Source organism: Gemmatimonas groenlandica, from assembly GCF_013004105.1.
Classification (GTDB): Bacteria; Gemmatimonadota; Gemmatimonadetes; order Gemmatimonadales; family Gemmatimonadaceae; genus Gemmatimonas; species Gemmatimonas groenlandica.
Map to the genome: position 1 here is coordinate 4,532,798 of NZ_CP053085.1, position 14,159 is coordinate 4,546,956.

Below are 14,159 nucleotides of genomic sequence, written 5' to 3' on the forward strand. Positions count from 1 at the left end.
GCCGGAGACTCGGCGGTGATTTTCCGATGCGCGCGCGTCCTAGCTTCGTGAGTGTCCAGCCGTTCTCTCCGTCTCTGGCCCCACGTGCCCATGGGCATCACCATCGATCATCTCTCCGTCGATCACCTGATCTCGGTGATTCAGGACTTTACCGACGCGCGCGGTGCATACCACGGCGTTGGTGAACAGGGCCGGATTCGCGAGCTCGGCTTCGATGGCCTGACCCGCATGATCACGGTGCGCTGGGAGCGAGAAGGACAGGACGACACCATGTGGTTCGCGCTCGCGTCGACGACCGGTCCGGGTAACGGGCGCATGCGCGAGTACTTCGCGCTTGGCGAGTACGTTCGCCCTGACATCGAGGGGAAGCGCTGGATTCCGGGCGTCGGCCACGTGCCCGTGATGCCCGACATTCCCCCCGTGCGGAACGACGTGGTTCGCAGCTATGCCCGTTATGGGGACGCGATGGAACGCGTGTGGGCCCTGGCGGCGCGGCAGCGGTTCGATGAGGCCGAAGAACAAGTGATAGCCATGCTCAACGCGAAGGATCGTCGCGGCGACCTGTGCGCGCCCGTCGCCAGCGATCTCTGCGCGCACGCGCGCACGCATGCCTTCGACCTCGACCTGACGGTACACCACTGGCTCCGCGAGCGCGGCATATCGCTCTGGTATGCCTGGGGCGCGCAGGCCAGCAGTGGCGGCGAAGGCGCCGCGCGCGCCACCGATATTCGCGCCGCCGAACGGGCGTTTCTCGACCTCGACCGGAAACTCGGACGATGACCCTTCACTCGCTATTCAGCCTGGGTGCCTTCGCCATGATGTTCTCGGTGCAACCCCGACTCACGGAGCGCCCGCTCGCCGACCTCGGTACGATCACGCTCCCGACAAGCCTCAAGAACGAAGGAAACCGGGCGATCGTCGAGGAGCAGGAGAGTCGTCTGACGTTTCAATTCTCGTCGACCTACTTCTGGGCGTCGATGGGCAGCACCACGACGTATAAGCAACTCATGATCGTGTCGATCATGGCGCCCGACGCGACGGACGCCGAGTATGCGGCGCTACCGCGGTACATGGCCATGCGCTACGAGCCGCGGCAGCAGTCGACGACCCGCGTCGTCGGATCCGGCACGCTGCGGATGACCGAGGGGATCTATTCGCGGGGCAACCTCAGCGAACCCGCCGTCGAGTACATCTACAGCGACCGCGCACGGCGATTGCAAATCGCGTGGCACGCCGTGAAGAAGGAAGTGAAGCCCAACGACGTGCTCGCGCAGCTGCCACGGATCGCGCAGTCATTCCAGCTCGTTCGAGATCCGCTGGCCCGCTTTGCCGCGATGCGCGCGGCGCCGGGCAAGGAGGCGGAAGAGCGCGCGCGCCGCCTGGCGACCGCGAAGGCAATGCTGCAGCGCGAAGGCTACACGGCGTTGGTGCCGGGCAAGCCCGTGCTGCGCAACGGCGTCTATCTGGAATGGATGGCGGAGCCCGAACCCCGCTACCAACTGCTCGTGCCGCTCGGTCGCGTGCGTGGGCCCGCCAATGGGTCCGTGGTGGGTCGTCCTCGCCCTGTGCAACGCGGTGTTGGTGACGCGACCGATCAGCGGATCGCACGGTCGATGGGGTGGCGCGAAGTCAGCGAAGGCGAATGGCTGTTCAACAATCAGGAGAACGAATACCTCCCGCTGGCCGGCATTGGTGCCGTGCTCGCGGCGATGCAGCACGATCGGCAGTTCGTGTACTTCTACTATACCGCCAGCGTGCGGATCGAAGAGCAAGAAGACGACACGCGGCTCACCTCGCTGCGCTGGTTCCTCGATGAGCTTCCCGAGGTGCACCGCCGCTGGCGCGCGGGCACCCTCGTGACCCCTGGCGTTCCGGAGAAAGACTAATGGCACGCGCAATCACGATGCTGATCTTTGGCGGCTTCGGCGTGATGTTCCTGTACGTCGGGCTGACCCAGTTTCTGCAGCAGCGCCGAAGCCTGGCGAACGCGGTGGAAATCGTGGCGACCATCGCGTACTCCGCGGTGCATACCAGCACCAGCGCGGATACCGACGGTCGGCTCATCAGCAGCAACAGTACCACCACGCATCGACCGGACCTGCGATTCACCTACGTCGTGGCGGGGAAGGCGTACGAGAGCGACCTGCTGTATCCGACGATCATCGTACGCGGCTACGCGTCGAGAGAGGCGGTCGAGGAGGTGCTCGCGCCGTATCCGGTGAACGCGACCGTGCCGGCGTACGTGGACCCGTCGCACCCCGGCGAGGCGTTCCTGATCGCCGAGCGCAGCAGCGCGCCGATCGTGTTCTTGGTGCTCGCGCTGCTGGTACCGCTCGTGGCGTGGTTCGTGAGTAAGTACATCTGACTCTCGCCCACCACGCATGTGCCATCGCCCCGCCTGACGACATCGTCGCGCATCGACGACGGCTGTCGACAGCGACGGTTTCGCCGCACATTGTGGAGCGACGCGGCAGTGGCGCGCAGCGCTGGAGAGTCAATTCGACGGGGGCACTATGAAATGGACATGGCTGGCGCTCGCAATCGTCGTGGTGGTGCGTGCCGTACCAACACAGGCGCAGGCACCGACGCCGTTGGCACCAAAAGCGGTGGCCGACAGCTTCTTCGCGGCGGTGCGCGCGGAGCGTTGGGCGAGCGCCGCGGCGTATCTCGACATGGACGCGTTCGCGCGGCTCCTTCGGGAACGGGTGAACATGGCCCGCATGACCCGAGCGGAGCCACCGATCTCGGTCGAAACACTGATGGCGCAGGACTCGACGATGCCCCGCGCGGTGGCCGAGTGGCAGGTCGCGAAGATGCGTCGCTACGACGCGAATCGGCCGCCTGACGACTTTTCCCAGGACTTCATCGGCATCACGTCGCTTCGCGCGCTCGAGGCGCTCACGCCCGCAGACGGCGCCGTGCGCTGGCTCGAAGCGCAGGACCCCAACGCCAGCTTGCGGCGCGCCGTCGCGAAGCTCAACTGTCCTCAGGTGAGCGCCGACTCGCTCCGAACGTTGTCGCTGTTCACGCGGGCCGTCCTCGCGGCCGTCGAGGTGAACGACTCGACCGCGTATGTACTCACGTCGATCGACGTCTTCGGTAATGCTATGGACGGGGACGACACCCCACCGCCGGACCTGGTACTCCTGCGTCGGAAGGCGGGTGCCTGGCGCGTGGTACCGAGCCCCTGGCTCATGAAGGGCATGAATATGGGGTTCGGGTATCCCCGGTGTGCTCCGAGGAATGAGCACTAATTCGTACGCAGCCGCACGTGCAGACTCGCTCGACGAGCGGCTGAGCTCGCGCGGAAAGGAATTTCGCCGCATCGTAATCGCGAGGTAGTCGGCCCCGCCGCTACCGCGCTCCCGATCCTTCACTCTTCCCCCTCCATGCGTACACCCCTGCTGCAGTTCCTGTCGAACGCGCTCGCCGAGGCCGCGAAATCCGGCTCTGCTCCGGATACCGGCCGCCCGACTCTGTCGATCGCCGAGCGGCCGTTCACGCGACGTGCCTTCGTCGGTGCCGCGGGGCTCACCACGGGCGCGCTCGTGGCGGGCTGTCGCGACTTGTCGCCGACGGGAATTGCCGCTACGCCGCGCAGCACGAAGACCACGAGGTCGGAACGGGTGGTGGTGATCGGCGCCGGGCTCGCTGGCCTCACCTGCGCGCGGCGTTTGAAAGAGCAGGGCATCGCCGCCACGGTCTACGAAGCGAACACGCGTCTTGGCGGGCGCTGCTGGACCAACCGCAGCGACTTCGGCGCACAGATCGCGGAGCACGGCGGTGAGTTGATCGATCAGGGGCACACCGCGATCCGGCACTTGGCACAGGAGCTGGGGCTCGTGTTGGACAATGTGCTCGCCGCCGAAGCCAACGGCACCGAATTGCAGCTCTGGTTCGACGGTGCGCCGTACAGTTACCGGCAGGCGGTGGAAGACCTCAAGGCGGTGTGGCAGCCACTCAAGCGAGACTACGTCGAAGCGGGCTATCCGACGCTGTACACACAGTCCACCGCGCGCGGCCGTGAGCTCGACGCGCTGAGCATTCGCGACTGGATCGCCACGCGCGTGCCCGGTGGCATGAGCTCGCGCGTCGGCAAGATGCTCGACGTGGCCTACAACATCGAATACGGCGCGGAGAGCACCGACCAGGCTGCCCTCAACCTCGTCTATCTGCTCGGCGGCGTCGGTCAGGGACAACTGCGTCTGTTCGGACCGTCCAACGAAAAGTCCAAGGTGCGCGGCGGCAACGACCAGATCGTCGCGCGCATGGCCGCGGGACTCGGCGGTCAGGTGGAGACGTCGCGCGCCCTCGTCGCGTTGCGCGCCACGGGATCACGGTACACGCTCGACTTCGATGGTGGTGCGCCGGTGGTGGCCGACCGTGTCGTGCTGGCGCTGCCGTTCTCCATCCTGCGCGAATGCGTGGACATCAGTGGCGCCAACTTTCCCCTTGTGAAGCGTCGCGCGATCGCGGAACTCGGCATGGGCCGCAATGTCAAACTCGCGCTGCAGTTCAACACCCGGCACTGGCGCACCCTCGGCGGCAATGGCGACAGCTTCAGCGATCGCGGCTATCAGGCCACGTGGGAAGTGACGCGTGCGCAGCCCGGTACCAAAGGCATCTTGGTGAACTATACCGGAGGCAACGTGACCGATTCGCAGAGTGGGGGGCTGTCGTCAGCGCTCGCGACCGAATTTCTCACGCGCATCGAGCCGGTGATGCCGGGACTGACCGCGCAGTACACCGGGGTGAGCACGTTCGACGATTGGCCGCGCAACCCGTGGTCGTTGGGATCGTACTCGTACTACCGGGTGGGTCAGTACACGCGTTTCGCCGGGGCCGAAGGTGAGGCTGTTGGCAGTTGCCACTTCTGCGGCGAGCACACCTCCATCAACGCGCAGGGCTACCTCGAGGGCGCTGTGGAGTCGGGCGAGCGAGCGGCGCGCGAGATTCTTGCGGCGGCGAAATGAATCGCGCCATGCGCTTTACGGCTGGTGCGGCCGTCGTGGTGTTGCTCGGCGCGCTGGCGACACGACTCGCCGTGGGGCCGATTCACGCCGTGCGGAACGCGTCGGAGTGCGAGCGGGCCTATGCGGGGGCACGCACACACTCCGACTCAATCTCGGTGACGTTCCTCTCGTTTCCCGATGCCGCCTCGCGCGGCATTCGACGGCGGTGCGGAGAACTCCACGCCGCCGTCGTCAGTGCGCCGGGGCGATAGCCATCGCTACGCCATGCGGCGCAAGTAGGGCTATTTGAGTGCGTTGAACGCGGACAGCACCGCCAACAGATCGGGGCTTGTGAACGTGTACTCGCCCTTCGCCGAACTGCTGGCACCATCGAACGTCTTGCCGTCTTTGGCCACCTTGAGCACCATCGCATACGGTGGGGTCATCGCGAACGGGCGATACGTCGCACGGGCCCGCACGGCGCGTTCGACGCCGAGGCGGATGGCGTCCTGCGCGGCTGTGGGTGACATGCCGTTGATCGCGCCGCCGATGGCTTCCTTCACCGCCACGCCGTCGACGTTGCCCAACAGTTCGCGAAGCTGCCGCACGACCGCGCCGTCGCCGGCGACGAACACCACGGGCACGCCGTACAGTCCCGCCACGAGCGCGTTGTAGCCGCCCTCGGGCAGCGAGCGGCCGTTGATGGAGAAGTCGACCACGTTGCCATTCGACGTGTGCGCCAGGATCGCGTTGGGCGTGCCCGCTCGCGCGTGATAGCCGATGAACACGACCGCCGCGAACGTGCTGTCGAGGCCCTCCATCATGTTCTTCGGGCCCGCGCTCGCGCCACGCAACAGCTTGGCCCGGGGATCGAGATCGCCCGGCAGCATGTTCTGCTTGGCGCCATGCGAGTCCCGCACGACCACTTCAGTGGCACCGGCGCTCCACGCACCAGCGACCGCCGCGCTGGCCTCCTGCGCCATGATCTTGCGAAAATACTGGTAGTCGCCCGACGTGCCGCCCACGTCACTCCCCGACACGACGCCAGCGAGACCTTCCATGTCGACCGAGACGAAGACCTTGAGGGGACGAGACTGCGAACGAGGTTGCGCGAGCGCCGGCGTGCCGGCCAGTGCGACGAGGGCCAGCGATGTAAGCGCCGCGCGGAGCCGCGAGGAGAAGCGGGACGTGAGCATTGATCGCACGTGGTAAGGGGTGGGGAAGCGTACACCGACGCATGCATCAAAGACGGTCACCTCGTCCAGCCTCGAACGCAATAGTGCCGTATCGGCAACGACGGTGCGTGCAACGTTCTGGCCACGCGGGCGATCAGCGCCTAAGCTTGGCGAGACGCCGTCCGATGGCCCCGGATCGACGCCACAACCGCCCGACAGGAGATTCGATGACGCTGCACCATCACGCTTCACGTGCCATCCATCACGCGAAGCTGCTCTCGACCCTCACGGTCGCGTGGTCGGTCGCTTTGTCGGTCGAGTTGTCGGTCACACCGCGTGTGGTCAGCGCGCAGGGCACACTCGCCGATTATCGACGCGCCGCCGCGATCAACCAGCGGTTTGCCAATCTCACCACCGGTATCACGTCGGGCCTGTCGTGGGTCGGCCGGACCAACCAAGCCGTCTATCGCGTGTCGGTACCGGGCGGCAACCGGTTCGTGAAGGTCGATGCCGATCAATGGAGCAAACAGCCCGCCTTCGATCACGCCGCGGTCGCCGCGGGGCTCTCGGTCGCGAGTGGCCAGCGCTATACCGACATCACGCTGCCGTTTCCGTCGGTGGTGTTCGTGGAGAACGGATTGGCGATTGAAGGGAATGCGAGCGGCGGTCGCTATCGCTGCGCGGTGAACGGCGGGGCCTGCGCGCGTATCGGTGACGCCACGCCAGCCGAAGGCAGCGCGGCGCCGAATGGCGGTGATCGCGGGGCGGCTGCACGCGGAGGCGCTGCCCGCTGCGGCGGTGCTGCGCCGGGGCAGGGACAAGGCCAACCGGCCGAGAATGTCGGCGTGTACTCGCCCGATTGCCGCCTGGTGGCGTTCGTGCAGAACTACAATATCGCGATCCGAAATGCGCCTGTCCCCAACGCAGCACCGAACGGGATGCCGAATTACACGCTGCTGAGTACCGACGGATCGGAAGGCGATGCGTACGTGCAGAACTCGATCGTATGGTCGCCCGATTCGAGAAAGCTGGTGGCCTATCGGCAGGTGCCCGGCTACAACCGCATGGTCACGTTCGTGCGCTCGTCGCCCACCGACCAGCTGCAGCCGAAAACCGAGAACACGCGGTCCCTTGGCGGCTTCGCATCGAACTACGCGAAGCCCGGTGATGTGCTGGCCACCAATCAGCCGTCCATTTTCGACGTAGAGACCAAGCGGCAGATCGTGATCGACCGTGCGCTGTTTCCAAATCCGTACGCGATCTCGCGGCCGGTGTGGCGCAAGGACAATGGCGCGTACGCGTTCCACTACAATCAGCGCGGCCACATGACGTACCGCGTGCTCGAGGTTAACGCAAACACAGGCGCCGTGCGGCCGATGATCGACGAAGTGACGAAGAGTTTCTTCATGTACAGCGATGCCGGCCACAACTTCATCCACGACCTCGGCTCCAATTGTCGCTTGGCGCAGGGTGGCGGCGCGTGCAGCAGCTACACGGGCGACGACCTGTTGTGGGTCTCCGAACGCGACGGCTGGAATCACCTGTACCTCATGGACGGCCGGACGGGTCGGGTGAAGAACCAGATTACCAAGGGCGATTGGGTAATGCGTGGCGTGGACAGCGTCGATGTGGCGAATCGTCAGATTTACTTTCGCGCCAGTGGCATGAATCAGGGGCAGGACCCGTACTTCGTGCACTTTTATCGCATCAACTTCGATGGCACGGGGTTGGTCGCGTACACCGAGGCAAACGGTATGCACGCGATCAGCTGGTCGCCCGACCGCACGTTCTACATCGACACGTACTCACGAGTCGACATGCCGCCGGTCGTTGAGCTGAAACGCGCCACCGACCGCCGCACGCTCGTGCTGGAGCAGGGCGACATGTCGGCGGCGGTGAAGGCGGGCTTCCGTGCGCCGGAAGTGTTCGTCGCCAAAGGCCGTGACGGCACGACGGACATCTGGGGATTCATCGTGCGTCCGGTAACGTTCGACGCGAAGAAGAAGTACCCGGTCATCGAGCAGATCTACGCCGGCCCGCACGACAATCACGTCCCGAAGTCGTGGGGTGGCGGTCAGAATCTCACGGCCACGGCTGAACTCGGGTTCGTGTTGGCGCAGGTCGATGGCATGGGCACGAGCAATCGCTCCAAGCGATTCCACGACGTGGCGTGGAAGAATCTCAAGGATGCCGGCTTCCCCGATCGCATCTTGTGGCACAAGGCGATCAACCAGAAGTACGCGTGGTACGACACCGATCGCGTGGGGATCTACGGCACGTCAGCCGGTGGGCAGAATGCGGCTGGTGCGGTGTTTTTCTTCCCGGAGTTCTACGATGTCGCCGTGGCGAATTCGGGATGCCACGACAATCGCATGGACAAGATCTGGTGGAATGAAGCGTGGATGGGCGAGATGGGCGCGCACTACGACAGCAATTCCAACGTCGGCGCGGCCAAGAACCTGAAAGGCCATCTCTACCTGACCGTTGGAGAGCTCGACACCAACGTCGATCCGTCGTCCACGCTGCAAGTGGCCGACGCGTTGATCCGCGCCGGCAAGGACTTTGATCTGCTTGTGGTGCCCAACGGCGGCCACGGGGCGACGGGAGCACAAGGCACGCGCAAGCGCAACGACTTCTTCGTGCGCTGGCTGTTGGGCGTGACGCCGCCCGATTGGAATTCCGGCATCACGGCGGCCGAGCCGACACCAGTCGGCGCCGCGCAAGGCTCGCGCGGGGACTTCGAGTTCCCGTCGGACGAGCTGCCGGAGGACGGCTTCTTCGCGCGCGACCCGAGCTTTTCGTCGGCCCGCGCCTGGTGGTTCTGACTATCAGGCGTGGCCGCCGAGGGTGCGCGTCCGCGATGTGTCGTAGCCACTCGCCCAGCAGCGCTGCATATTCCCGACGGAGGCTCTCCAGTTCTCCCGCGGCTGCGATTTCTCCGGACGTAAATACCCAATGGGGAAGAGCGATTTCACCGACCTTCCGCGCGACACGGTAGCGGACGGGAAAGACGGCCTCGATCACGTGGTCCGCGCCGTGTACGCGGAGCTTCGCACGCTCGCACGCCAACGACTGCGCGCCGCGCCAGCCGAACGGTCGCTCAACACGACCGGTCTCGTCCACGAGGCCTATCTGCGTCTCTTGGACTCGGACATACCAGTGCAGGATCGGGAGCATTTCTTAGCGATTGCGTCACGCGCTATGCGACACGTTCTCGTGGACCATGCGCGAGCGCGTACGGCCACCAAACGCGGGGGCGGGGTCGCGCTCGAAGAGCTGCACGAGGATGTTCCGATGGGCGAGCTCGATATCGATAAAGTGATGGAGTTGGATGCCGCGCTGACGAGGCTTGAGGAGCTCGACGAGCGACAGGCGCGTATGGTCGAGCAGCGCTACTTCGGCGGACTCACGCTCGAGGAGGTCGCCGCAGCGATGGATTGCTCGCTCGCTACGGTGAAGCGGGACCTGCGCTCCGCTCGGGCCTGGCTGGCCACCGAGTTACGCGGCGCATGATTCCCGATCGCGCACTCTGGCAACGGGCCCGCGCCCTGTTCGACGAGCTGGTCGATCTGGAGCCGGCGGTGCGCGAAGCACAGTTACAGGAGCTGAAGCAAGACGACGCCACGCTGTACGCGGCGGTCGCGCGGCTGCTCGGCGCCGACTCCCGTTCGGAGGACGCGCTGCGTGACTATAGCTTCGGGTCGCCGCACGCCGTGCCCGCAGCGGTTGCGAATTCCCAGGATCCGCTGGGCATCGTGGGGCACGTCGTGTCGCATTTCCGCATCACGGGTTTCGTAGCGGCAGGCGGTATGGGTGTCGTGTATGCCGCCGAAGATGTGCAGCTCGGGCGCACGGTCGCCCTCAAGTTTCCGCTGCCACAGGAGCAGCTCGATCGCGCGGTACAGGAGCGTTTTGTTAACGAAGCGCGATCCGTCGCGTCGCTCGATCATCCCAATCTCTGCACGATTCACGAGATCGGCGAGAGTGAGCACGGTGTCTTCCTGGCCATGCCCCTGTACTTCGGCGAAACACTGCGGGACCGTCTCAATCGCACCGGCACGCTGGAGCCAGACGAAGCGATCGAGCTTGTGCGGCAGGTGACGCTCGGACTCGTCGCCGCGCACGAGGTGGGAGTTGTCCATCGCGATCTCAAGCCGGGAAACCTCATGTTGCTGGCTGATGGCTCGGTGAAGATTCTCGACTTCGGCCTGGCCAAGATCCGCGACGTCAATCTCACGAAATCGCGCATGACGCTCGGTACGATCGGCTACGTCGCGCCCGAGCAAATCCGACGCCGCCCTGTTGATGCGAGAGCGGACGTGTGGGCGGTGGGCGTGATGTTGTACGAGATGCTGACAGGCACGCTTCCGTTCCGCGGCGAGCACGAAGTCGCGATTCTGCACGCCGTGCTGCACGAGGAGCCACGCCGTCCGTCGGAAGTGAATCGCGCGCTGACCCCCGCGATCGACAATCTCATCGGGGCGCTGATTCAGAAGGACCCTGCGGCCAGATATCAATCCTCCGGAGCGCTGCTCGCCGACCTTGAGGCGATCCAAGCCGGTGCATCGGTAAGCCACCGTGCGCCATTCTGGAGCCAAAGTGTGCGACGACGGCAGGCGCGGGCGGTACTGCTCCCGGCCGGAGCGGTCGTGCTCGTGGCAATCGGCGGCGCGTCGTGGGGCATCAAGCTTCGCGCGGACCGCGCCGCCTTGACGCGCGCCGAATCAGCCCGCGCGCCAGTGCTCTCGTGGGTGCGTGACACGACAGAGGTCCGTACCGCCGCGCAGCTGCTGGCGGCCATGGATCCGGTAAACGCCGGCCGTGCGGTGCGCCTCGCCGCGGGCACATACGACGTGTCGAGTCCAATCACCGTCCCCGACGGCATGACGCTGATCGGAGCGGGCGTGATGCAGTTCGATGCACAAGCGCTGCCCATCGGCTTCACGGACGCGACGCGATCCACCATTCGCATGATGGAGAGCAGCGACGGCAGCGTCATTACGCTCGGCCACCGCACCACGCTTCGCGGGCTCGAGATCGTCGATCTGGAGGGGCGTTCAGGTAATGTGATTGCGGTGGCCTCGCGACACCCGCGAGATAGCGTAGACGCCGCGATCATCGAAACCGTGATCGTGAATGCGAATCCGTTGGCCATCGGTCCCTCGGGCGCACTGGGCCGCGGGCTGTGGGTCACCACGCAGAATCCGAACATGGGCAAGGAACCCGCCCCACATGAAGGTTCGGCGCTGTCGGTGCACTTGACCCGCTCCATTATTCGCTCGCCGTCGGGAGGCGGTGGCTTTTTCGCGTATAACTTCGCGGCGGTGAGCAGCATCCGGGTCGAGATCGCCGGCAGCGTGATCGGCGGGAGCAACGAGGCCAATGGGGGCGTGAGCCGACCGGACGCGGTGCACGATTCCAACGTTCATCTTGTGTCGACCGGCAACCTGTATCGCAACGAGTGGGCGAACCCGTGCGTCTCGCCGTTGCTCGGATGGAATTTCACCGGCGGCTCGGGCGCCCCTATCCCCATTCGCCTCGCGGCATCCACGAGAAACCAGCTTCGAGTGCAGTCAGTGAATGACCGGCTGGAGGGATTCACGACCGCCGTGATCGCCACCGGCGGGCGCCGTTTCTTCGCGGAACCGTTGAATGCGGCACCGACCGATAATCACGTCGAGTTACAGCTGATCGGGACCACGATCTCGACACCGGCCTGTGACGACCGGGACGGCACCACTGCCGTCGACAATACGGCGGGCATTCCCTCCGCACGAAAGGCCATCGTCGCCGACCTTCGCCTGACCGGCGCCGCTTCCGAGATCGATCGCCTGCATCCGGGCGATCGCAACACGGTACGTGTTGAGCTCCGCGGCGTGACCGGGAGCGGACGCAGGTCGAACCGGTACATCGACGAGGGCGGGCCACTGGGCGAGCTCCCGGCGCAGTTCCGCGGGAGCGGCAATCGGCTGGAGATCGTGGGTGATCCGCAATCCTTCGCGCGTATGAACCGTACCATCGTACCGGCGCCCGCCCTCGGATACTTCAGACCGATCCAGACTGCCGTCGCCCGCAAGCCGGCTTCGGAGGCGACGCTGCGCTCTACTTTCCGATAAACGCCGACCACTGGGTGGCCAGCGGTCGTGCCGGGAACCAGCTTGACGCAATGAGGTCGCCGGTGAACGCGTGACTCGGTGCGATCTGCCCGTCAGTCGGATCGCCGAGGAAGCCCACCTGTGGTGAGGTTTTCCGGAACGGGCCGGCGTTTCCGAGCGGAAGTATGGCGCGCATCCAGTCGATCGTGAGTTCACGCTGCCCCAGTGAGAGCGAGTTGTGCGGCACGCCAGGCTCGACGGCCAGCGCCCACGGCGCACCTGCAGTACGGAGCGCGGCGAACGATGCTCGCAGCATCGGATTGTTGACGACCACATCCAACTCGGCGAGTACCATGTACGCCGGCACGCTCAGGGCCTCGCCCGACAACGGCGCCACGACACTCGGCACTTTGAGGAACAGCCCCGCGACGCGCTCGGGATTCCGTTGCAGGAATCCACTCGCCTCAGGCCCGCCGCCCGACAGTCCGTACAGCAGAATTGGCGCGTCTCGGAGTTCGGATCGGCCGGTCAGCACGGCGGCCTGCTCGATGGCGGCAAGCAGGGCCAGATCGCTCGCCGGCCCATTGGGGTACGCCGTCGGTCCGAATCGCCCGGAGCCGAGGATTGCCAAGCCGCGCTCGGCAGCGAGCTCACGGAACCGGGCACCAAGGTCCTGCAGTAACGGCTCAACGAGCGGTGGGGCGCGGAACGATGTACCGACGGCAAACCCACGGGTGTCGGGCCCGCCGAGCGCCAGCACGATGCCGCGCACATGGTGCACGTTTGCCGGAACGTGCAATGCGAAATCGCCAAACTGTAGATTGGTGGCTGCCGGCGTCTGAGCAGCATTGAGCGCCGGCGACGCCGTTTCCGGCACCGTGATGTCGCGGCATGCCCCAAGCGCGGCTGCGCAGAGGGCCGTTACGACGAGTCGGCTGGATAGGGAATTCCACATGGCAGAACCTCCAAGTTCGAGAAAAGGCCGTCGGTATGAGGCTTCATCTCTTCTTTCGGATTTTCTGGTGAAACCGGCTCACACGTACGTAACGGCACCTCGTCCCGCGCTGCGCCTATTCCGCGCTTACTCCGCGTGCAGCGTCGCTTCGAGCGTGATCGGCACCGCCGACAGCGCCTTCGACACCGGACAGCCCACCTTCGCTGCGTTCGCCTTCTCACGGAAGGTCGCGTCGTCGATGCCCGGCACGACCGCATCCAGCGTGAGCACGATCCCACTCATCGACCAGTCGTTGCCCTGCTGCGCCATGGTGATCACCGACTCTACGTGCAGCGCGGTGGGCGCGAAGCCCGCGCCGGTGAGCTGAAACGACAGGGCCATGGCAAAGCATCCGGCATGCGCCGCCGCGATCAGCTCCTCGGGGTTGGTACCGCTCCGCCCCTCGGCGTCGGCAAACCGCATCTTCGTAGAGTACGGCTGCTCCGCCAACACGCCGCTCGGCGTGGTGAGGCTCCCCGACCCTTCCAATCCTGTGCCGTGCCAAACGGCCTTTCCGCTACGACGCATCGATCACTCCTGCTGGGTAAACGGTGATGGACGGTGGTGAACACCGATGAACACACGGCTGAACAGACGGGTGAACGGCGAATCCGCGCCCAAGGTGCCCGGGATGATCGAAGTGTAGCGTAGCCTGCTTGGGGACGGCATGCGGGGGAACCGATGACGCCGAGCTGCAGAGCGCGCAGAGTGCGCAGAGGTAAAGCCATTGGTGGTCTCTGCGACCTCTGCGGCCTCTGCACCTCAGCGTGATCCGGCACCCAATCGGCAGCTGGCCTCGCTGAACCGATCACACAGAGGTTAGGAGGAAAGGAGTCCACGGGGGCGAGCGCGCGAGTCAATGCGTGCCGCGATGATCGGCCCTTGCCGACTCTCGCACGACTCCGTAGTTCACTGAGATGCCAAACCATCCAATGTTCACGGC

General features: G+C 65.4%; 12 protein-coding genes. 9 read left to right on the top strand and 3 right to left on the bottom strand.

Annotated elements, in window-relative coordinates; translation table 11 throughout:
- Positions 1 to 90 precede the first annotated feature (90 nt).
- From HKW67_RS19460 to HKW67_RS19485, 6 genes are all read left to right on the top strand, one after another.
- Positions 91 to 780: a hypothetical protein gene (locus HKW67_RS19460; RefSeq protein ID WP_171226970.1), complete on the top strand. Its 690-nt coding sequence runs from the start codon at positions 91 to 93 to the stop codon at positions 778 to 780.
- Complete coding sequence (locus HKW67_RS19465; RefSeq protein WP_171226971.1) at positions 777 to 1,886, top strand: hypothetical protein; 1,110 nt, start codon at positions 777 to 779, stop codon at positions 1,884 to 1,886. Before HKW67_RS19460 ends, HKW67_RS19465 begins: the two co-directional genes overlap by 4 nt.
- Positions 1,886 to 2,365, top strand: coding sequence for a DUF3592 domain-containing protein (locus tag HKW67_RS19470; protein ID WP_171226972.1), 480 nt, complete (start codon positions 1,886 to 1,888; stop codon positions 2,363 to 2,365). Before HKW67_RS19465 ends, HKW67_RS19470 begins: the two co-directional genes overlap by 1 nt.
- A gap of 148 nt (positions 2,366 to 2,513) precedes the next feature.
- On the top strand, positions 2,514 to 3,254 hold the full coding sequence (locus tag HKW67_RS19475) for a hypothetical protein (RefSeq protein WP_171226973.1): 741 nt from the start codon (positions 2,514 to 2,516) through the stop codon (positions 3,252 to 3,254).
- A 135-nt stretch (positions 3,255 to 3,389) separates the two neighbouring features.
- Positions 3,390 to 4,973: a flavin monoamine oxidase family protein gene (locus HKW67_RS19480; RefSeq protein ID WP_171226974.1), complete on the top strand. Its 1,584-nt coding sequence runs from the start codon at positions 3,390 to 3,392 to the stop codon at positions 4,971 to 4,973.
- A complete protein-coding gene (locus HKW67_RS19485; RefSeq protein ID WP_171226975.1) occupies positions 4,970 to 5,224 on the top strand; it encodes a hypothetical protein in 255 nt (84 codons plus the stop codon). The genes HKW67_RS19480 and HKW67_RS19485 overlap by 4 nt, the downstream gene beginning before the upstream one ends.
- A 30-nt stretch (positions 5,225 to 5,254) precedes the next feature.
- Here HKW67_RS19485 and HKW67_RS19490 read toward each other — a convergent pair whose 3' ends face one another.
- Positions 5,255 to 6,148, bottom strand: a complete 894-nt coding sequence (locus HKW67_RS19490; protein WP_171226976.1) for a M55 family metallopeptidase — start codon at positions 6,146 to 6,148, stop codon at positions 5,255 to 5,257.
- Between the two features lie 206 nt (positions 6,149 to 6,354).
- Between HKW67_RS19490 and HKW67_RS19495 the strand changes: the two genes are divergently transcribed.
- The 3 genes from HKW67_RS19495 (at position 6,355) to HKW67_RS19505 (ending at position 12,243) form a co-directional block, all read left to right on the top strand.
- Positions 6,355 to 8,952: a prolyl oligopeptidase family serine peptidase gene (locus HKW67_RS19495; RefSeq protein WP_171226977.1), complete on the top strand. Its 2,598-nt coding sequence runs from the start codon at positions 6,355 to 6,357 to the stop codon at positions 8,950 to 8,952.
- Between the two features lie 130 nt (positions 8,953 to 9,082).
- Positions 9,083 to 9,640 (top strand): ECF-type sigma factor, encoded by a 558-nt coding sequence (locus tag HKW67_RS19500; protein ID WP_171226978.1) that lies wholly within the window; start codon positions 9,083 to 9,085, stop codon positions 9,638 to 9,640.
- A complete protein-coding gene (locus HKW67_RS19505) occupies positions 9,637 to 12,243 on the top strand; it encodes a serine/threonine-protein kinase (protein ID WP_171226979.1) in 2,607 nt (868 codons plus the stop codon). The genes HKW67_RS19500 and HKW67_RS19505 overlap by 4 nt, the downstream gene beginning before the upstream one ends.
- Here HKW67_RS19505 and HKW67_RS19510 read toward each other — a convergent pair.
- Together HKW67_RS19510 and HKW67_RS19515 are read right to left on the bottom strand one after the other, a co-directional pair.
- Positions 12,230 to 13,177, bottom strand: a complete 948-nt coding sequence (locus tag HKW67_RS19510) for a hypothetical protein (RefSeq protein ID WP_171226980.1) — start codon at positions 13,175 to 13,177, stop codon at positions 12,230 to 12,232. The genes HKW67_RS19505 and HKW67_RS19510 overlap by 14 nt on opposite strands.
- Positions 13,178 to 13,303: 126 nt before the next feature.
- On the bottom strand, positions 13,304 to 13,744 hold the full coding sequence (locus HKW67_RS19515; RefSeq protein WP_171226981.1) for an OsmC family protein: 441 nt from the start codon (positions 13,742 to 13,744) through the stop codon (positions 13,304 to 13,306).
- Positions 13,745 to 14,159 lie beyond the last annotated feature (415 nt).